Origin of the sequence: Acinetobacter sp. WA-87 (assembly GCF_039938935.1) — a bacterium.
GTDB lineage: Bacteria > Pseudomonadota > Gammaproteobacteria > Pseudomonadales > Moraxellaceae > Acinetobacter > Acinetobacter seifertii.
The window spans coordinates 174,426-195,184 of record NZ_JBDUVF010000003.1 but is presented as its reverse complement, the minus strand read 5'-3'; the positions used below and the strand labels follow the sequence as shown (position 1 = coordinate 195,184).

The window sequence follows — 20,759 nt, the reverse complement described above, 5'->3', positions numbered from 1 at the left end:
AGAGTAGAAATGTAGAGTGAGGAATGTTAAAAATACAATCTGCTTATTTAAACAAATTTTGTCGATTGTCGTTTAACCGTCACAATTTGTCGCTTTAAATCATTTTGTACTACTTGAACAATTTTAAATCGTTATCATATAGGGTCTGTTGTTTATAAATAGCCATATCTCCCTGTGACTAAACAAACAACACCTAAATTTTCATCAATACATAATTGAGATGTTTTATGAGCCAAAGTCATATCCGTATTCGAGGCGCACGTACCCATAACTTAAAAAATGTGTCACTCGATATTCCACGCGACAAATTTGTGGTGATTACGGGGCTATCAGGTTCAGGAAAATCTTCTCTTGCCTTTGATACCTTGTACGCCGAAGGACAACGCCGTTACGTCGAATCGCTTTCAGCGTATGCCCGCCAGTTTTTATCGCAAATGGAAAAGCCTGAAGTCGACTCGATTGAAGGTTTGTCACCAGCGATTGCCATTGAACAAAAATCTACCAGTCATAACCCACGTTCAACGGTGGGTACGATTACCGAAATTTATGACTATTTACGTTTGCTTTATGCACGTGTCGGCACGCCCTACTGCCCTGAACACGACTTGCCGATGGTTGCGCAAACCGTTTCTGAAATGGTCGATGCGGTAAAAAACCTTGAGGAAGGCACAGCACTCATGTTGCTTGCTCCAGTGGTACGTGAGCGTAAGGGTGAATACAGTAACTTGTTCGAACAACTACAAGGTCAAGGTTTTGTTCGTGCCCGTGTTGATGGTGAAATCATTGATATTGATACGCCACCAGAACTCGACAAAAAGAAAAAGCATACCATCGAAGTTGTGGTTGACCGCTTCAAAGTACGTGATGACTTAGGTAACCGTATTGCGGAATCATTTGAAACCGCACTACGTTTAGGTAGCGATATTGCTGTTTTATCATGGATGAATGGCGAACACCCTGATCGCGTCTTTTCTGCAAAGCACTCGTGTCCTGAATGTGATCGCGCAGTCGCAGAGCTTGAGCCGCGTTTGTTTTCGTTTAACAACCCGTTCGGTGCCTGCCCTGTTTGTGATGGTTTAGGTACCCGTAGCCACTTTAGCTCTGAAAAGCTCATTCCAAATCCTGAACTTGCAATTAGCGAAGGTGCTATTCGTGGTTGGGATCGTCAGCGTCCATATTATTATTCGATGCTACAAAAAGTTGCCGACCATTTTGGTTTCCAACTTGATACGCCTTGGAACCAGTTAGATAAAGATACTCAGAAGAAATTCTTACAAGGTACTGGCAAAGAAAAAATCGATTTAAGCTATATCGATGAACGTGGCCGTAAACATAATCGCGTGCAACCTTTTGAAGGGATATTGCCGCACCTTGAACGTCGTTACCGTGAAACTGAAAGTAACTATGTACGTGATGATTTAGCTCAATATCTCTCTAATGCAGCATGTGATGCATGTGATGGCTCACGTCTAAATGAAATTTCACGCCATGTTCGTGTGAAAGACAAAACAATTGCTGACATTACCCGCATGTCGATTGGTGATGCCGAAAGTTACTATCAAGATTTAAACCTTGAAGGTGCTAAAGGTGAAATCGCCGATAAAATCTTTAAAGAGATTCGTGAACGTTTACATTTCTTGGTGAGTGTTGGACTTAACTATTTAAGTTTAGCTCGTTCTGCTGAAACGTTATCGGGTGGTGAAGCACAACGTATCCGTTTAGCCTCACAAATTGGTGCAGGTTTAATGGGCGTCATGTATGTACTCGATGAACCGTCTATTGGTTTGCATCAACGTGATAACGATCGTTTATTACAAACCCTGATTCGCTTACGTGATTTAGGCAACACGGTATTAGTTGTTGAACACGATGAAGACGCCATTCGTGCAGCCGACCATATTATTGATATCGGGCCGGGTGCGGGTGTACATGGCGGCGTAATTATTGCTGAAGGAACTTATGATGAATTGGCTGAACATGCTGACTCACTCACAGGACAATATCTTTCTGGCAAACTCAAAATTGAAGTGCCAAAAAAACGTACTGAATCGCCACGTCCAGATGAAGTCATCAAACTTTCAGGTGCAGCAGGCCATAACTTAAAAAATGTCGATTTAACCATTCCTCTTGGCATTATGACTTGTGTGACTGGTGTTTCAGGTTCGGGTAAATCAACACTAATCAACCGTACTCTGCTCCCATTAGCTGCCACACAGCTCAATGGTGCAACCACTTTAACAGCAGAAAAGTTTGATTCAATTGATGGTCTTCAACATCTAGATAAAGTCGTTGATATTGACCAAAGCCCGATTGGACGTACGCCACGTTCTAACCCTGCAACATATACAGGGTTATTTACACCAATCCGTGAGTTATTTGCTCAAACGCCAGAAGCGAAAGCCCGTGGTTATAGTGCAGGCCGTTTCTCGTTTAACGTGAAAGGTGGACGCTGTGAAGCCTGTGAAGGCGACGGCATGATTAAGGTCGCAATGCACTTCTTACCAGATATGTATGTACCTTGCGATGCCTGTCATGGCAAACGTTATAACCGTGAAACGCTTGAAGTCGGCTATAAAGGCAAAAACATTTCAGATGTCTTAGAAATGACTGTTGAAGATGCTGCTGAATTCTTTAGTGCCATTCCAGTCATCCACCGCCGTTTAGAAACCTTAACTCAAGTGGGCTTAGGCTATATTCGTTTAGGTCAGGCTGCAACTACACTTTCTGGTGGTGAAGCCCAACGTGTAAAACTCGCACGTGAGTTAGCTAAACGAGATACGGGTAAAACTTTATATATCTTGGATGAACCGACAACAGGTCTACATTTCCATGATATTGCCAAGTTGCTCGATATTTTGCATGAGCTACGCAATAAGGGTAATACCATTGTGGTGATTGAACATAACCTTGATGTGATTAAAACAGCGGACTGGGTTGTCGACTTAGGTCCTGAAGGTGGTTCAGGTGGCGGTATGATTATTGCCGAAGGTACACCTGAACAAGTGGCTGAGGTTGAGATTTCCCATACGGGTCGTTTCTTGAAACCGATGTTGAAGTAACAAATTAAAAAAAGGCTGGAAATTAGTTTCCGGCCTTTTTTATCCCTCTACGACATTTCGACCCCGAGCTTTAGCTCTTAAAAGTGAACGATCTGCTTTTTCTAATAGCTCCATCCAGCTTGTCGCTCCAATTGCAAAACCAATACTGACAGAGATATGCAATTTTTCATCCGAGCCAGATAAATCAATTCCTTCTAAAGAAATCGCAATACGAATTTTTTCTGCCAATAGACGGGCATCTAAAAACGGTATCTGCTCTAACAAGATTAAGAACTCATCACCACCATAACGAACAATTAAATCTGAAGCACGCACATTCGCTTTTAACTGATCTGCAATACGGCTAATGACTTGATCACCCACAATATGACCATATTGATCATTCACATCTTTAAAGCGATCTATATCAATAATCATCAAACAGGTTTTTGAAAATTTATTTGGATAGCTCTCAACAATTTTTAAATATTCAGCTAGAGCCAAACGATTAGATACACCAGTTAAAGGATCTGTATTGGCTATATTTTTAAGTTGAAATTCAAATGCATCTCTTTGCTTAAGCATTTTTTGCAAACGATCAATTGCCTCAAACAGTGAAATAAACTCACCCTTTTTAGAATTCAAATCATCTACTGGATAGTCTGTACTCTGAGACAACTCAAGAATTAAAGTACGCGCTTGAATAAGAGGTTCAAAGACTCTTCTCTTTGCATAAATTAAAGTGAGTAAAGCAGCCGCTAAAGATATGCTCGAAATAAGTAAAGTCAGAAAGAATTTCTTTTTTGCTAAGTATTTCTCTTGAACCGCAATTGAGACACTCTTATTAAGTAGAAACTTTTGTAAATCAATAACGGTTGTAAATTTACCAACAATATGGTCGGTAAGTTGATTAGCTGTTAAGTGATAAGCCTCCTGTTTTTGGCTTTCATCTAAAAGCTGACCAACAATAGGCACGCCTTTATCCAAAAACTCAGTTTTAACTCTTGAATAAAGACGATGATATTCTTGAGTCTTGGCCTGTTCAGACTGTAATGTGTCTACAAGCGCCCATAAATATCGTGCTTGTTGTTGAGTCTGCAAAGAACGGGCCCGATTGTCATTGGGAATCGTTTCTTTAAACGTGATCGGTGCAATAACATTGGATGCAGTGCGACCAGCCTGATCCCGCATATCAGTTAATACAACAATCAAAGTAAAATAGTTATTAATTTGGCTGTCTTTACTTTTTAACTGTAACATCAGCTTTTGCAACACATCTCGGCAGCTATCCCAAGCACCAAACATCGCTAAAATTGCATTATCAAGCTTTTCGGAAGTTCTCGCCTGCTTGGGTGTAGCAACATAATCATCTACAACTGTACGTGCGCGCTTTAAGTCACTCTTAAATTTAGTATTTAAAATATCAGCTAAATCCGAATAGCCCTCTTCTCTTAAAACTCGAATCGTTTCATCAATTTGTTGATCAACACTAAGACGATATTGTTTTAAATTCTTTTGGTTTTTTAGAAAGTCAGCAGAGTTACTCGACATTAATTTATTTGCTGGTGCACGTTCTTTTGATACTTTATTTGCAACTTCAGCAATTAATTTTAAGCTTTTGATTTCAATCAAAGCTTGTTTGGTTTTTAAATATTCTTGATAGCTACTGACAATAAGAGGCACAGCCATAAACAGTAACGACAGAATAATGACCAACATAAAGAAAAATAGTCGATTACTGATATGTTCTGAACGTAATCCTGACATTTCTAGTTGGTACTCCGTAAATGTCCTACCATAATCACTGCTATAGAATGAAGTAAGTAATGCGCATCCTAGCACTTTACTGAACAGAAGTTCAGCAACAAAGCTCAGGTAATATGATTAAGGCCGTCATCTTTACATTTCATAAAATATCTCATCGAATATGTAAATGATGGAATGATTATATTAAATCTCTATTTTACAAATACAGTAAGCTTCATAATTCTATAAAAACCTGCTTTTGTTGTTAAATGGCTCTCCAAACATCAGAAACCCAACATTAAATTGGATTTATTTTTATACAAAGAAAAAACGTTAAATTTCATGTAATTTTTTTAACAAATATTAATGTTTTCTTATAGATAAAAAAAAGCTCAACCTTGGGGAAAGCTGAGCTCGTAAAGTCTGATGTGATGCCACATCGTATCTGGTAAAGTCTTACTAACTTTAAAAATGTTAGGTAGTAAACTTTGCAATTGAATTGTGTGACTTATCTCTAATTTTGTAAAGTTGATTAAATTGATCAGAATTAATTTTTTAATCGTTTTTTTGATTTAAAAACGTATTTTTTTTGCCTTATTCAATTATATAATAATTCAAAATAGATAGATTATTTAGATAAACTTATCAAAATAGTGTTAACCATTACTCAAAATTTATAAAAACTGAAACAAGAACAATATTTGAGTGGTTATTTAATAAACAAATCGACACATTAGTTAACGTTAAAACCGATTAATAAAATCATTTTTTCCAATTATAAATGTAATTATTTTTAAATCATTTGATGCTAGATCCATATGAAGCTTAAGGTTTAGCTTCTTGTTAATGCTAATTTTTTTAGTTGGTTGACATAAACCAATTCGATTGATGGTTATTTAACCATTTTTAACATAAGTGTCAAATTTCCTTAACATTACAATTCAACTATTATTGACTTCATAAATTGTTACAATACAATGACCCCAGCTTTATCTCTTGTTAACGCTGGAAATGATTATGAAAAAACTTGGTTTAGCCACTGCTGTATTATTAGCCATGACCGGTGCTCATGCTTATCAATTTGAAGTTCAAGGTCAATCTGAATATGTTGACACAACTGCAAACGATAAAAACTTCACTGGTGACGTTGCTGGTACATACTACTTAAAAAATGTTGATACCACTAAAGGTCCTTTAGCTGAAGCAGCTTTCTTGAACCAAGCTTCTAGCGTGTCTTTAGGTTACAGCTACCAACAATATGACCAAAACAACGGCTTAAACTACCGTGTAGGTACATACGGTGTTAAAGGTGAGGCATACGTTCCAACTCCTTACCTTCCTGTATATGCTAGCGCTACTTATAACCACACTGACGTTGATGGTAAGAACGCGATTTCTCGTGATGACCAAGGCGACCGTTATGCATTAGAAGTTGGTGCAATGTTGTTACCTAACTTCTTGATGACTGTTGGTTATACAAGCGTTGCTAACCAATTCGCTTTAGATAACTTCGGTATCATCAGTAACGGTATCTACTCTGCTGTTAACCAAACTGCTGCAATCCAAAACGATCAAGATGCTATTACAGCTCGTGCTAAATATGTAGGTCCAATCGACGGAACTAACATGGCAATCGGTTTTGAAGCTGCTGGTGCTTTCGGTCAAGAAAACCAATACGGTTTAAAAACTGACCTTTACTTAACTCCTAAGTTAAGCGTTGGTGCTGCATTCATCGGTAACGACGGCGTAGCAAACATCAAAGGTAATGACCTTGGTGAATTCCGCCAAGCTTGGGGTGGTAACGTAAACTACTTCATCACTCCAGCAGTAGCTGTTGGTGCGTCTTACATGAAAGCTGACGTTAAAAATGCAAGCAACGATACTCAAACTATCGGCTTAAATGCTAAATTCCGTTTCTAATTTAATTTAGAAATTGAATTCAAAAAAAGGACTCTATTGAGTCCTTTTTTTATGATTGTTAACTTCGTACGATATTTAAGAAATGTAAATGACGCTCATACTGGTCAATAATATCCTGAATCAAATCTTCTTGAGTCCAGTCCATTACATCATAGTTTTGTCCGCCCTCTCTCAAAAAGACCTCGGCTTGGAAATATTGCCCGTCTTCAGCTTCTGTACGTCCAATTAAAAAACTTGGGGGTACTGTTTCACGTGAAACAACTTTATAAATAAAATTAATTTCATGATGGTGATCGACTCGAAGTTGCATACCATCTTCAACTTCACTAATCGACACTTCAAGGTGACGACGCTTAAACTCATGCTTAATATTTTCAAAAGCACTATAAACTTGCTTTTCAATATATTGTTTAACCTCTTCTTCACTATGTGGATAGTGCATGATTAGGCCTAAACGTTGCTGCCAGCTTCTCGGATTATGAATTGCACGTGGGGTAATTCGAGCTTCCTGAATTGCTTGCATTTTCGTGACATCAAGATGCAAAGCTTTTATTAATCCCCAGCTCATTAAAAGCATGACCACAGTAAATGGTAATGCACTCATAATGATTGAAGACTGCAATGCAGCAAGTCCACCTGCTAAAAGTAAAATAATAGCCAGCACTGCCATGAGTACTGTCCAAAACAAACGTTGCCACGTCGGTGAGTTATCAGTTTTTGCTGTTAAGTAATCAGTAACCAGCGCACCAGAGTCAGCCGAAGTCACAAAGAAAAGAATAACTAATATTGTTGCAATAACATTCATGACACCAGACCAAGGTAAGTGTCCTAAAAATTCAAATAATGCAACTGAAGAGTCTTGCTGAACAGCCTGAATGAGAGTAGTTTGATGTTCATGAATAATACTAAATAATGCAGCATTTCCTAAAAAACCCATCCAGATAATGGTAAAACCGGTCGGAATAAGTAGGACACCTACAATAAATTCTCGGATAGTACGTCCACGTGAAACTCTTGCGATAAACATACCCACAAATGGTGACCATGAAATCCACCAAGCCCAATATAAAATAGTCCATCCCCCAATCCATCCATTTGGCTGATAAGCATATAAATTGAATGTCATGGTAAATAGGTTAGAAATATACTGACCCGTGTTTTGAATAGTAGTTTGCAGTAAATAAATACTAGGCCCAGCGATAAAAACAAATACTAGTAAGATTAAGGCTAAAACTAAGTTTAGCTCTGATAAACGTTTGACTCCTTTATCAAGTCCTAAGAACACAGATAATGAAGCTAAAATACTCACAAAAATAATGAGCAAAACTTGAATATGAGTACTTTGCTCTATACCGAGTAAATAATGTAAACCAGAGTTAATTTGAGTAACCCCAAAACCCAGAGAAGTCGCTACACCAAATACGGTACCAATGGTCGCAAAGATATCAATGCTGTCACCCCAAGGCCCATAAATCTTTTTACCAATGAGTGGATAAAGAGCAGAACGGGTCTTTAGGGGTAAATTATGACGATAAGCAAAATATGCTAATGCTAAACCAACCACTGCATAAATTGCCCACGCATGTAAGCCCCAGTGGAAAAAAGTCACACGTAAGGCTTGCTGGGCTGCATCAATAGTCTGTGCATCTCCACTTGGTGGATTGACATAATGCATGACAGGTTCAGCAACACCGAAAAACATTAAGCCAATACCCATACCCGCAGTAAACAGCATGGCAAACCATGAACCGTTACCATATTCAGGCTGGCTATGGTCGGGCCCTAATTTAATTCGTCCAATCGAAGAGCAGGCAATATAAATGAGCAGAATAAGAAAAAAAGCAACCGATAAAACATAAAACCAGCTAAATGAATCAGTGATCCACTGTTTTAACTGCTGCGTGAGAAGTTCGAAAGAACTTGGAGCAATCACAACTACTGCCAAGAACAAAGCAATAATGATGACCGTACCCAAAAAGACATTGGGATTAACATTTGCGAACCAACTCGTTTGTTTGGAAGGCATAAATCCTCCATGTTATTTTTAATGAAAATGACAGGCATAAAGCCAATAAAGACATTCAGGAATGAATAAAGCTATATCTTTCAATAGAGAAAGCTGATAATACTTTAAATAAACTTAAAAAATATTGCAGTTACAAAGGTGTAAATAAATTAAAACACCTCCTTCTTTATTTATCAGAATTCTTTTTGGGTGCATGTGAGATGTACTGTAATGCAATTAAACGCGTAACGATAAGTGCTAGATACATCACCCCACAAAACATTTGTAGCATTGCTAAAACACGTGCTGGTGGACTAAGAGGCATTAGGTCGGACAGCCCTGTTGCTGACTGCAAACTAAAACTTAAAAACAGTAAATCTAGCCAGGTTTGTATGTGATGTACATGGTTTGGATTTTGAAAGCTATTGGGAATTAATAGCTGACAAATGTTGTATAAAAACGCAAAACCCCAAGCAATTAAGGTAAAAACAGCTGCGGCTGCAAACAGTTCATCTCGTGTTAAATATCGATCGGCAAACATATAACGAAATAAACCATAAGCTGCCGAAAAATAAGCTAAAGCTTCACAAGTATGGGCAAAAATTTGGATCGTTAAATTGCCATAGCCTAATAAAATAAATGCTGAAGATAGAATTGCTCCACTTACAAATGTGAGACCTAAAAAAGTAAACATCGGGGTTTGACGAATAACCTTAGCAATAATAAGTAAAGCGAGAACTCCCAACGCCCAAGTGAAGGTTCTATATGCCTCATTATCAAAAGTCAGCATGGCCAAAATAAGTAAAATGAATTGCACAAACAGCAACCATGCTGAAGGCAGCAATCGAAAGCTTGCCCAGAACTCGATGATAGATCGCATTTAATTATTTTCCGTTTTTTCGTTATGTTTTGAATTATAGAAAATCATACTGTACAAAAAATAGGATAAACAAGTTGTTCTTTATTAAGGAGCTTCTTATTAATAACTATATCGGAGAAACAAAAAAAGCCCCGCAGGGCTTTTTATGAAATATTTAATACGTTTTGATTTTAGTGATCTGATGCACCAGAAGCACCAATACCTGTCATTGAACGTACATATTGTGCATCGAAAGCATCGCGTTCTTTTTTCGCACGTGCTGAGTTATCAGTCACGGAGAAGAACCAGCAGCAAAGGAATGACAATGGCATAGCAAATAACGCAGGACCGTTGAATGGGTTGATTGGTGTATCAGAGATTTTTAACGTATCTACCCATACCGCTTTAGATAAGATGATCAGTACAACTGCGGTTACCAAACCAACCACTCCACCGATAACTGCTCCACGAGTAGTTAAACCTTTCCAGAACATTGAAAGAACAAGTACTGGGAAGTTTGCACAACACGCTACAGAGAACGCTAAGCCCACCATGAACGCTACGTTTTGCTTTTCAAACAAGATACCCAAAATCATGGCAAAGATTGCTAAACCAAGTGTTGCAATTTTTGACATACGGAGTTCAGAAGCTGGAGTCGTTTGACCTTTCTTAAATACGTTAGCGTATAAGTCATGCGAAATTGCAGATGCACCTGAAAGTGTTAAACCAGCAACAACAGCAAGAATCGTTGCAAACGCTACCGCTGAAATGAAGCCCATGAATAAGTCACCGCCTAAAGCGTCACTTAAATGCACGGCTGCCATGTTATTACCACCAACAAGCTCAAGCTTGCCTGTCATAGCCATTTTTGCAACATCAAGGAACTGTGGGTTGTTTGATACAAACAGGATCGCACCAAAACCAATAATGAAAGTTAAAAGATAGAAGTAACCAATGAAACCTGTTGCAACCACAACCGACTTACGCGCTTCTTTTGCATCTTTTACGGTGAAGAAACGCATAAGAATATGTGGAAGACCTGCTGTACCAAACATAAGTGCTAAACCAAGAGATAAGGCATCAATTGGGTTTGCTGCAAGTTTACCCGGACCCATAATTTTAGAAGCGTCTTCAAAGCTGATGCTATGAACTTTACTAAAGACTTCAATTGATTGGGTAAACATGTTGCTGAAACTAAATCCAACTGCTTTCATAACCATAAATGCCATGAAGGTCGCACCGCTCAGTAACATCACTGCTTTAATGATTTGTACCCATGTGGTTGCCAACATGCCACCAAAAATTACGTATGCCATCATTAAGAGACCAACGATGACAACCGCAATATTGTAGTTCAAACCAAATAGCAATTTGATGAGCTGACCTGCACCTACCATTTGCGCAATTAAGTAAAATGCGACAACAACAAGTGAGCTAAAAGCAGCTAAAGTACGAACTGGTTTTTCTTCAAGGCGGAATGACACGACATCGGAAAGGTTATATTTACCGAGGTTACGTAAGCGCTCTGCCACCAAGAATAAAACGATTGGCCAACCGACCATAAATCCGAGTGAATAAAGCAAGCCATCAAAACCAGAGCTAAACACCATTGCGGAAATACCAAGGAATGACGCCGCTGACATAAAGTCACCTGCGATCGCCAAACCATTTTGGAAACCACTAATTCCCCCACCCGCAGTATAGAAGTCTTGTGCTGATTGAGTTTGTTTTGCCGCCCATTTAGTAATGAACAATGTAAAACCAACAAAGATGACAAACATGATGATGGCATGCCAGTTGGTTGCTTGCTGCTCAGCTTCACCTAAGTCTGGGCTTGCCATAGCAACAGTTGAGTATAGCGATGCTGCACCCATTAGGGCTTTCGCTTTTAATGAATTCCATTTCATATTAGTGTAGTCCTTTCTCGTGCGTGATGGCTTCAACTTCCTTCAACGCTTCTTCACTCAATTGGTCAAGGGTATTATTTGCGATATAGGAATAGACACCACAGAGTAGGAAAGATAAAACGATAATTCCTAAACCAAGCGGGATACCCCATGTCGTTACACCACCACTAAAGGAACTCATCAAAAATTCTTTGTTGTAGCCCACAAGTAGCATAAAGCCCACATATAGCACTAACATGATGATTGTGAGCGTCCAGCTTAATGCACTTTTTTTCTTGACCATTTTTTGAAACTTTGGATTGCGTAGAATCTGTTCTACTTGGCTCTGATCCATAACCAAACTCCTTACCTAGTGCCCAACCTTGGTCACTTTTTTTTAATGTATTTTTTCATAATTAAAGTTAGCAAGATTCCAGCTTAGTCGTAACTTAGACTTTGGTCGTTAAAATTTAATCAATTTATAGCTTTGTTTCGGCATAGGTTATGATAGACACAAGGTTTCACTTACGTAGGTCATATGAACAGCTGGCTGATTATTGGGGTTCTCACTCTTTATATTGCGCTTTTATTTGTCTGTGCTTTTTTTGGTGAGAAGCATGCCAGTCGTCTCGGCACACGTGGCCGCATGTTTTTATTTAGTTTAACTTTAGGTGTTTACTGTTCTTCATGGACATTTTATGGCGCAACTGGCGCTGCCGTACGTGAAGGCGTCATCTTCTTGCCTATTTATTTAGGGCCACTTTTATTTGTCTGGTTTGGTTATGACATCTGGCGACGTTTAGGCCGAGTTCGTCAGCACCATGCGATTTCCTCGATCGCTGACTTTGTCGCAGCACGCTATGGTAAAAGTGGTGTACTCGCCTCGTTAGTCACTATTCTTGCCGTTATCGCGATTATTCCTTACCTCGCATTACAGCTACGTGCTATTGCTTTAAGTACTTCTGTCATTATGGAGCAAAACTCGCACATTCATACCACTACTAATAGCGTGTTATTACTCACCAGTGTACTCGCAATTTTGGCCATGATTTTTGGTACACGGCAAATTGCAAACACGGAACAACATGGCGGCCTTATGCTTGCTGTTGCATTTGAGTCGTTCGTGAAGTTATTTGCCTTATTGTGTGTGGCTTTATTTTTTATTTTTGAATCACCAGCTAACCTGAGCCAAATGACCTCTGATGTAAACCAGACTTTTCAGGAAGTACAGCTCTTTGGTGTCCCTGAAACTTTCTGGATTCAAACTTTGCTGGCAGGCTTAGCGATTATTTGTTTACCACGTCAGTTCCACGTGGCAGTGGTTGAACTACGCGATGAAAAGCATATTCGTGGTGCTCGTAAGTGGTTCGCGGTTTATCTCATTTTGACTATTCTTGCGATTATCCCAATCGCAAGTTGGGCTTTGCATGCTGCACCCAAATTCCTGACCGTACCCGATGTGGCTGTGCTGTCCTTACCTTTAAGTTATAACCAAGAGTGGCTCGCTTTATTGGCCTTTTTGGGCGGCTTTTCAGCCTCGACAGGTATGTTATTGGTGTCATCAGTTGCATTGTCTATCATGCTCAGTAACGATTTGATTATGCCTGCCTTATGGCGTTTTAAATTGCTGTCGCGTCACGACAAACATTTACCTAAAGTTCTGAAGTTCAGCCGTCGTATTAGTATTGTCGCAGTAATGCTACTCGGCTTCTTATTTTTCCATTTCTTTAATGATATTAACCAGCTTTCAGTATTTGGATTATTGGCGTTTAGTGCTGTAGCTCAGTTTGCACCTGCACTGATTGGTGGGCTGTATTGGCGAGGTGGAAGTCGTCAAGGAGTTTATGCAGGGCTCATCGTTGGATTTTTAATGTGGAGTTACACCTTACTCTTTCCAACCATATTACGTAGCTTACCAGAAGCCTATCAGGAAACTGCGCAAAGTATTTTGCTCTTCGGCCCATTTGGCATAAATGCTTTACGTCCAGAGTCACTTTTTGGTTTTGAGTCATTTGCTCCTTTAACTCATGGCGTGATTTGGTCGCTCGGTTTAAATATTCTGTTATACATCTGGATTTCAAAAATTTATCGTCCAAGTGTTGCTGAACAAATTCAGGCAGAAAGCTTTTTTTATTATGAAACCAAGCCGTTACCCTCACCGCATACCTCTACCGATTTAACTTACCTTCCACATGATGCAGCTCGCTTAAAAGTAGGTGATCTATTTGCCTTAGCCAAAAGAATTACAGGTGAGCAGCCAACCACACAAGCATTCGAGAACTTTTGTGAACAAAACCATCTCACACTCAATCCAAATACGATTGCCAATGGCATGTGGTGGCGTTTTACCGAGCAATATCTAGCAGGTATTATCGGTGCAGCTTCTGCACGTACTTTGCTCACGACAGCCATGATTAATAACGGCCTTGCTTTAGGTCAAGTCGCTAATATTTTAGACCAAGCATCTCAGTGGCAACGTTTTAATCAAAATCTGCTTATGACCATGATTGACCACATGACCCAAGGGGTCAGTGTAGTTGATAAAAATATGTGTTTGGTCGCGTGGAACAATCAATATTTAAAACTATTTGGCTATCCAAAAGATTTAGTCTATGTGGGCTGTCCTATTGCAGACCTGATTCGTTATAACGCTGAACGTGGCGAATGTGGTCCCGGTTCAGTCGAAGAACATGTACGCAAACGTCTTCACTGGATGAAAGTCGGCAGCGCTCATGAGTTTGAACGTATCCGTAAAGACGGCCGCGTAATTCAAATGCGCGGTAATCCAATTTCAGGCGGTGGCTTTGTCACCACATTTGCCGATATTACCGCTTTCCGTGCGAACGAAGCCGTACTTGAAGCTCGCGTAAAAGATCGAACTCAACAGCTTGCTGATGCTTTATCTGAGCAACAACTTGCACGTGAGCAAGCCGATATGGCCAATATGTCCAAGAGTCGATTTATTGCCGCGGCAAGCCACGATCTTTTACAACCCATGCACGCTGCTCGTCTGTTTAGTACTGTTCTTGAGCAAAGTATTTCGACAGAAGAAGACCGCCAAACCTTACAACAACTTGACCGAGCACTCTATGGTGCCGAAAGTATGCTGTCTGCCCTGCTCGATATTGCTCGTTTAGAAGGTGGCAGTATCCAGCCCAAAAGACAGCCTTATCCTTTGCATGATTTACTCAGTGACCTTGAGTTGCAGTTTAAATCGATCGCTGCACAGCGAAACATTTCACTAAAAGTTCATGATGTATCGTTCTGGATTGATACCGACCCACAGTGGATTCGTCGTATTATTCAAAACTTTGTCAGCAATGCCTTACGCTACACCGCCAAAGGCCGAGTAGTCGTAGGTGTGCTCCGTTCTGCACAGCAGCCGAATCATATTCGAATTGGCGTTTGGGATACTGGCCCTGGTATTGCCGAAGAACAACGAGTTAAGCTGTTCCAAGAATTTGAACGTTGTGGGCATTTATCACCTTGGGGTGAACAAGGCTTAGGACTAGGGCTTGCGATCGTACAACGTATGACTGGCTTGCTCAATTACCCAGTTCACGTTTACTCAGAGTTGGGCAAAGGCTCATGCTTTATGATTGAGGTACCTATTGTCGAGCCACCAAAAGTTACAACACCAGCTGTACAAGCTGTGCCTTTAAAAACCAAAGCGTACCGTATTTTGTGCTTAGATAATGACGAAACGATTTTAGAGGGTATGAGTAGTTTATTAGGGCGATGGGGTTATCAGGTATTCAAAGCTACTGAACCTGAACAGGCTTTAGACATTATTCAAAAAGAGAATATTCAGGTTTGGCTCATCGACCAACACTTAAATAACAATCAACTTGGTGTTGATTTTATTAATCAAAATCGTCAACACGATGTTCCAGTTGCTTTAATTACTGCTGACTCCCATCCTGAGTTACCACAGCAATTAAAAGAATTAAATATCGTTTTACTGAAGAAACCACTTAAACCTGCCTCATTAAGAGCTTGGTTATCTGGACTTAAAATTGCCAACACAGCTGACTAATTATTTTCATCTCTCAAGCTTTCTATAGGTTTGGGAGATATTTTTTGGCAAAAATTATGTGATTAATTTAAGCAAATAGGCAGAACTGCTCAAAAAGTCTTCTTTTAGGCCATAAATGATTGACCAAAGTTTCCAATGCTTACTTTCCTATGGCAAAGCTCACCTTTTTTGTAAGTGAACACGTGTACACCTAGTTACAATTTAATAAACCAATGTTTTTTAAAAATATTATTTACTTAAAAACACCATATAAGACTTTAGTCGTATTCTACTTGCATTCTTCATAGCACATAAATATTCCAAACGTATTTTATATTTGAACTTACTTCTGCCTATAGCCAGCTCTTGAATTAAAGCAAAGGACAACTGCCATGAATATTTCTGATAACAACCCGCAAGGGCAACTTTCATCTCAACAGTTTTATCGTCAATATAGTGCTAATGCCTTACTTCCAGAATTAGATTGGCAAAGTATTTTTCCTCATAGCAAGCTTAGCGAATCGCATATCAAAGCACTTAATACAATTTATCAGTGTGCTGTACCACTCGCGCTTAATGTATTTCATGATCTAAATTTTGATGTATTTGCACCTGCTGCTTATCATCCTCAAGGTTTAGGTTTATTTGATAAGTTAGCTCAACAGGAAGAAAATTTTCTAAAAGTTCTTAGTGCTGAAAGTGAAAATCTTGACCATGACACACGTCATCAAATCTGGAGTATGCTTCTACGTGGTGGCGCTGTTTTAGTTTTCAAAGCTTGGCTAGGTCATGTCAAACTTGGCGAAAACCAGTTAGATATGACTCAGTTTGATGAGCTTTCTGACTTACTGTTTATTAAAACACCTCCTCATCAACTTGCTGAACGTCTGCATGTTGATGAAAAAGCAAAACTCGACCATATCTTCTTAATGTATGGCAATGACATTTTCCTTGATCGATTCAACAGTCTGGAAACAGCTGCTCTGTTTGTTGATTTAGGTGTTTATGATGCAGCTTTCTTAAGCTTGCGTGATGACCGTGTAGCTGAATATTTAAAAAGTAAAGGCTATGTGACCCAAGAACAGATCGATGATTTGCAATGTGCTCTTAACCCACTGTACTGCGACAGCCTCACACCTAAGCAAGATTGCCTTGCCTAAGTGGAACATAAAAAAGACCTCAATTGAGGTCTTTTTTTATTTTTTAAATTTTCTTATCTTCAATATTTAATGCGCTAATTGCTAATACAGCTTGGGTACGATTTTGTACACCTAATTTTCTAAAAATAGCGGTTACATGCGCTTTAATGGTTGCTTCTGAAACATCGAGTTCATAGGCAATCTGTTTATTTAGCAAACCTTCAGCAACCATCATTAAAACACGGAACTGCTGAGGCGTTAAAGACTGAATACGTTCCGCTAAAGCAGTTTCATCTGCCGCTCTCGGATCAAGATTAAGATTTGACGGTAGGTTTGGTGGTAACCAAATTTCGCCATCTAAAACTTGACGAATCGCTTCACCAATATGACTTGGATGAGCCGATTTAGGAATATAACCCATCGCGCCATGCGCAATTGCACGCTGAATTATTGAAGTTTCTTCATGCGCAGAAACTACAATAATTGGAATAGCAGGATACTGAGCTCTTACATAAACCAGAGCAGAGAAACCTGAAGCACCCGGTAAATTTAAATCGAGTAACACTAGGTCAGGTTCTGCCCCATTTTCCAAACGCTCATAAAACTCATCAACCGAAGCTGTTTCATGAATTTGTGCCTGTGGCAGGCTATAACGTACTGCTTGAATTAAAGCATGACGAAACAAAGGATGATCATCAACGATTAAAATATTCATAAGCGATTAAAGTAATCTTGAGCATAAGTATGGCCTATTGTAACCCTACTATTTAGATGAAAGATACGTTCATCGTATCCATTTTTATGCAAAATATTGATAAATGCATAACTTAGACAAAATTTTCAGATGTTTTTTAACTTTTAATAAAAATTAATCTGTTTTTTATATAAGCTTCTTTTTTATTATAAAAAATATATCACCTATAATTATATAAAATAAAAACAGTAGCTTAATAGAAAACCAAACTATAAAAATCCATGATTAATCTTTTATATTTAAAACTGATAAGGTTGACCAATTTCGTTATTTTACAGTTTATCGTTGATGTTGATTAATAAGTCCAATGTTCTTTTTTAGGCTTAGGACCAAATTATGACTGGTATCACATCACCAAAACCTTTAAATATTGTTGCCGTTTCTGGTGGCTTAAATACCCCATCTAAAACCGAAAGTCTGGTTCAAGCCATTCTTGATGAATTATCAGAAGCAATCGATGTTAAAGTTCATTTTATTAAATTAAGCGAAATTGGGCCATTACTTGGTGGTGCATTTTATCGCAATCAACTTCCGCAGCGTGTACAAGATGATCTTGCAGCGGTTGAAGCAGCAGATGCTCTAATTGTCGGTACTCCTGTTTACCGTGCCTCTTTTACTGGTCTTTTCAAACATTTCTTCGATTTTGTTGAACAAACAGCTTTAGTCGATGTGCCTGTACTTTTAGCAGCATCGGGTGGTAGTGATCGCCATGCTTTAGTACTAGAGCATCAGCTTCGTCCATTATTTAGCTTCTTCCAAGCACAAACTTTACCAATTGGCGTATATGCAACAGATCGCGACTTTACCCCTGAATATACGGTAAAAAGCGAGCAACTATCTGACCGTATTACGCTAGCAGTGGCTCGTGCATTACCAATTTTAGAATGGGCACCAGCAAAAGGTAAACGTGCAGAGGTAATCAAATCTAAGACTCAGCAAGCAAATCAAGAACTTGGTATTAACAAGCAAATTGAGCAAGAAGAAGTATTACCTTCAGCAGCTGTACCAAACCTTGATGCAGCAGAGTCTCGTTTGCATCACAAGTCTGGTAAATCATTAACGCATGTTGCCTAAGCGCAATATCGCTAAATAAAAATAACGAATGGGAGAGCGCACCATGACGCAATTACAACAACCGATTAAATTTGCTTATTGGGTACCGAATGTAAGCGGTGGCCTTGTTGTGAGCAACATCGAACAGCGTACAGACTGGAGTTATGACTACAATGTTCGACTTGCTCAGGCAGCCGAAAACAATGGTTTTGAATATGCGCTCACTCAAATTCGTTTTACGGCGGGCTATGGGGCAGAAAACCAGCATGAATCCGTGAGTTTCAGTCATGCATTACTGGCAAAAACTGAAAAGCTTAAGGTGATTGCTGCTATTCTGCCCGGCCCTTGGAAACCGGCACTTGCAGCTAAACAGCTCGCGACAATTGATTATCTAACTGAAGGCCGTATTGCGATTAATGTGGTGAGTGGCTGGTTCAGAGGCGAGTTTGATGCGATTGGTGAGGAATGGCCAGAGCATGACGAGCGCTATGTCCGCTCTGAAGAGTTTATTCGTACACTAAAAGGAATCTGGACCACCGATAACTATAGTTTCGATGGTAAATACTACCAGTTCCAAAACTACACACTTAAACCAAAACCTCTGCAAAAGCCTCATATTGAAGTGTTTCAAGGAGGTAGTTCACGGGCTGCACGTGACATGGCTTCTCGTGTCTCTGACTGGTATTTCACTAACGGCAATACGGTAGAAGAAATTCAAAAACAAGTAGAAGACATTCGTACCAAAGCAAAAGCCAATAACCATCACGTCAAAATTGGTGTAAATGCGTTCATTATTGCTAGAGATACTGAAGAAGAAGCAAAAGCGGTACTTCAAGAAATTATTGATAAGGCCAACACTGAAGCGGTAAATGCATTTGGCGATGCAACTCGTGAAGCAGGTGCAGCATCTCCAGAGCAACAAGGTAACTGGGCAAAATCAACTTTTGAAGATTTAGTGCAATATAACGACGGTTTCAAAACCAATTTGATTGGTACACCTCAGCAAATTGCAGAGCGTATTGTGGCGCTTAAAAATGTAGGTGTCGATTTGGTTCTTTCAGGATTCTTACACTTTATTGAAGAGGTGGAATATTTCGGAGAAAAAGTTCTGCCGCTCGTTCGTGAGTTAGAACTTCAACAGGAAAAGGAGGTAGAAATCCAAGCGAAATCAGCCTAAAAAACTCCAGTTAAAAACAGCGCAAGATAATAAAAACAACAAACTAAAATAAAGATTTATTGGCTCCAAGACTCGGCTTGGAGCTTTTATTTTTTAAGGTTTCTCAACTTCTCGAATCACTGTTTCAACTGAATAGCGACACCATTTCGAAAGTACCTCAATAAATTCATTTAATGCTGCAGGTTCAAAATGACTGACAATCATGTAGCAAGCATTGCCCATGACTTTGAAACATTCATCTATTTGCTCATATTGCTTCACTAAATTTTCAATTTCTTCAAAAGCACGTTGTTCATTTAGATGCAAATGAATAAATTGTTTATACGAATATTGAACGGCAATGGTGTAATTTTTGATAACCCCTGCATCCATTAATTGAGCAATTCGAGTACCCACCGCCTGCCCCGTCCGGTAAACTCGCTGCCCGATTTCTTTATTGGTTAAGCGGGAATCTTGCTTGAGTAATGCAATAATTTTTAGATCAATCGGGTCTAATTCAATATTCATTTTTCATGGCGAAAGAAAACTGGCGTTAATGCTTTCATAGGACTATAGCCGATTTTGCCAGTAGAGAATAACCTTGTTTTATCTTATACAAACAAGAGTGTTCTCATGAAACAAGCACTATTAGTTATCGATGTTCAAAATGATTATTTTAAAAATGGCAAAATGGAATTGGTTGGACCAGATCAAGCGCTCGATAAAATAAAGCAGCTTGAACAATATTTTAACGAGAAAAATTTACCGATTATTTATGTGCAACATATTAACCCGCCACAAGCGAGTTTCTTTCAAGAAAATACAGATGGGGTTTTACTTCATCCTGAACTTAGTGCTGGCAGTGATTCATTAATCGTGACAAAGCATTATCCAAACAGTTTTTTAGAAACCAATTTAGAAGAACTTTTAAAAGCGCATCAAATTGAACAACTCGTGATTACAGGCATGATGACACATATGTGTATTGACTCAGGGACACGTGCAGCCAAAGAACTTGGCTATCAACCCATATTAATTGCAGATGCTACTGCAACACGTGACTTAAGCTATGCTGGAAAGACTACAAAAGCTGAAGACGTACAAACAGCTTTTTTAACTGCGCTGAGTACGTTTGCGAATGTACAAAATACTGCTGACTTTTTAGCAAACACTTAATGAATCTCAATA

13 protein-coding genes and 1 pseudogene are annotated in these 20,759 nt (G+C 39.1%); 7 read left to right on the top strand and 7 right to left on the bottom strand.

Annotated features, from left to right (window positions below):
- The first annotated feature begins 227 nt into the window (after positions 1-227).
- Positions 228-3,059: an excinuclease ABC subunit UvrA gene (gene uvrA / locus ABFY81_RS11010; protein WP_347913777.1), complete on the top strand. Its 2,832-nt coding sequence runs from the start codon at positions 228-230 to the stop codon at positions 3,057-3,059.
- A gap of 39 nt (positions 3,060-3,098) precedes the next feature.
- On the opposite strand, the gene ABFY81_RS11005 is transcribed toward uvrA, so the two are convergent.
- On the bottom strand, positions 3,099-4,805 hold the full coding sequence (locus ABFY81_RS11005) for a GGDEF domain-containing protein (RefSeq protein ID WP_347913776.1): 1,707 nt from the start codon (positions 4,803-4,805) through the stop codon (positions 3,099-3,101).
- Positions 4,806-5,801: 996 nt separating this feature from the next.
- Between ABFY81_RS11005 and omp33-36 the strand changes: the two genes are divergently transcribed.
- Positions 5,802-6,704, top strand: coding sequence for a porin Omp33-36 (gene omp33-36 / locus ABFY81_RS11000; RefSeq protein ID WP_019458506.1), 903 nt, complete (start codon positions 5,802-5,804; stop codon positions 6,702-6,704).
- A gap of 58 nt (positions 6,705-6,762) precedes the next feature.
- Here omp33-36 and betT read toward each other — a convergent pair whose 3' ends face one another.
- The 4 genes from betT to ABFY81_RS10980 form a co-directional block, all read right to left on the bottom strand.
- The gene (gene betT, locus ABFY81_RS10995) at positions 6,763-8,730 is read right to left on the bottom strand and encodes a choline BCCT transporter BetT (protein ID WP_347913775.1); all 1,968 of its coding nucleotides are present in this window, start codon (positions 8,728-8,730) and stop codon (positions 6,763-6,765) included.
- Positions 8,731-8,896: 166 nt separating this feature from the next.
- Positions 8,897-9,589, bottom strand: a complete 693-nt coding sequence (locus ABFY81_RS10990; protein ID WP_004704983.1) for an ion channel — start codon at positions 9,587-9,589, stop codon at positions 8,897-8,899.
- Positions 9,590-9,759: 170 nt separating this feature from the next.
- Positions 9,760-11,475 carry a cation acetate symporter gene (locus ABFY81_RS10985; RefSeq protein ID WP_347913774.1) on the bottom strand — a complete coding sequence of 572 codons (1,716 nt, stop codon included), beginning with the start codon at positions 11,473-11,475 and terminating at the stop codon, positions 9,760-9,762.
- Between the two features lies 1 nt (position 11,476).
- Positions 11,477-11,809 carry a DUF485 domain-containing protein gene (locus ABFY81_RS10980; protein WP_000372818.1) on the bottom strand — a complete coding sequence of 111 codons (333 nt, stop codon included), beginning with the start codon at positions 11,807-11,809 and terminating at the stop codon, positions 11,477-11,479.
- Between the two features lie 183 nt (positions 11,810-11,992).
- On the opposite strand from ABFY81_RS10980, the gene ABFY81_RS10975 reads away from it, so the two are divergent.
- Entirely contained in the window at positions 11,993-15,490 is a 3,498-nt protein-coding gene (locus tag ABFY81_RS10975) for a PAS domain-containing hybrid sensor histidine kinase/response regulator (RefSeq protein WP_039251860.1), read from the top strand.
- 371 nt (positions 15,491-15,861) lie between these two features.
- Positions 15,862-16,629: a hypothetical protein gene (locus tag ABFY81_RS10970; RefSeq protein ID WP_019458510.1), complete on the top strand. Its 768-nt coding sequence runs from the start codon at positions 15,862-15,864 to the stop codon at positions 16,627-16,629.
- Positions 16,630-16,665: 36 nt separating this feature from the next.
- On the opposite strand, the pseudogene ABFY81_RS10965 reads toward ABFY81_RS10970, so the two are convergent.
- Positions 16,666-17,323: pseudogene (locus ABFY81_RS10965) on the bottom strand (response regulator transcription factor).
- A 375-nt stretch (positions 17,324-17,698) separates the two neighbouring features.
- On the opposite strand from ABFY81_RS10965, the gene msuE reads away from it, so the two are divergent.
- Both msuE and sfnG read left to right on the top strand, forming a co-directional pair.
- The gene (gene msuE, locus ABFY81_RS10960; RefSeq protein WP_039251864.1) at positions 17,699-18,436 is read left to right on the top strand and encodes an FMN reductase; all 738 of its coding nucleotides are present in this window, start codon (positions 17,699-17,701) and stop codon (positions 18,434-18,436) included.
- Between the two features lie 43 nt (positions 18,437-18,479).
- Complete coding sequence (gene sfnG, locus ABFY81_RS10955) at positions 18,480-19,592, top strand: dimethylsulfone monooxygenase SfnG (protein ID WP_004704974.1); 1,113 nt, start codon at positions 18,480-18,482, stop codon at positions 19,590-19,592.
- A 93-nt stretch (positions 19,593-19,685) separates the two neighbouring features.
- Here the strand turns inward: sfnG and ABFY81_RS10950 are convergent, their stop codons facing one another.
- A complete protein-coding gene (locus ABFY81_RS10950; RefSeq protein ID WP_347913773.1) occupies positions 19,686-20,099 on the bottom strand; it encodes a winged helix-turn-helix transcriptional regulator in 414 nt (137 codons plus the stop codon).
- Positions 20,100-20,204: 105 nt separating this feature from the next.
- On the opposite strand from ABFY81_RS10950, the gene ABFY81_RS10945 reads away from it, so the two are divergent.
- Positions 20,205-20,747 (top strand): cysteine hydrolase family protein, encoded by a 543-nt coding sequence (locus tag ABFY81_RS10945; RefSeq protein WP_019458514.1) that lies wholly within the window; start codon positions 20,205-20,207, stop codon positions 20,745-20,747.
- Positions 20,748-20,759: the final 12 nt, after the last annotated feature.

Bases quoted from the DNA above. Each gene is read 5' to 3' on its own strand.
- ABFY81_RS10975 (WP_039251860.1), top strand. From the start codon at position 11,993: ATGAACAGCTGGCTGATTATTGGGGTTCTCACTCTTTATATTGCGCTT.
- ABFY81_RS10945 (WP_019458514.1), top strand. From the start codon at position 20,205: ATGAAACAAGCACTATTAGTTATCGATGTTCAAAATGATTATTTTAAA.
- ABFY81_RS11005 (WP_347913776.1), bottom strand. From the start codon at position 4,805: ATGTCAGGATTACGTTCAGAACATATCAGTAATCGACTATTTTTCTTT.
- msuE (WP_039251864.1), top strand. From the start codon at position 17,699: ATGACTGGTATCACATCACCAAAACCTTTAAATATTGTTGCCGTTTCT.
- omp33-36 (WP_019458506.1), top strand. From the start codon at position 5,802: ATGAAAAAACTTGGTTTAGCCACTGCTGTATTATTAGCCATGACCGGT.
- ABFY81_RS10980 (WP_000372818.1), bottom strand. From the start codon at position 11,809: ATGGATCAGAGCCAAGTAGAACAGATTCTACGCAATCCAAAGTTTCAA.
- ABFY81_RS10950 (WP_347913773.1), bottom strand. From the start codon at position 20,099: ATGAATATTGAATTAGACCCGATTGATCTAAAAATTATTGCATTACTC.
- betT (WP_347913775.1), bottom strand. From the start codon at position 8,730: ATGCCTTCCAAACAAACGAGTTGGTTCGCAAATGTTAATCCCAATGTC.
- ABFY81_RS10970 (WP_019458510.1), top strand. From the start codon at position 15,862: ATGAATATTTCTGATAACAACCCGCAAGGGCAACTTTCATCTCAACAG.
- uvrA (WP_347913777.1), top strand. From the start codon at position 228: ATGAGCCAAAGTCATATCCGTATTCGAGGCGCACGTACCCATAACTTA.
- sfnG (WP_004704974.1), top strand. From the start codon at position 18,480: ATGACGCAATTACAACAACCGATTAAATTTGCTTATTGGGTACCGAAT.
- ABFY81_RS10990 (WP_004704983.1), bottom strand. From the start codon at position 9,589: ATGCGATCTATCATCGAGTTCTGGGCAAGCTTTCGATTGCTGCCTTCA.
- ABFY81_RS10985 (WP_347913774.1), bottom strand. From the start codon at position 11,475: ATGAAATGGAATTCATTAAAAGCGAAAGCCCTAATGGGTGCAGCATCG.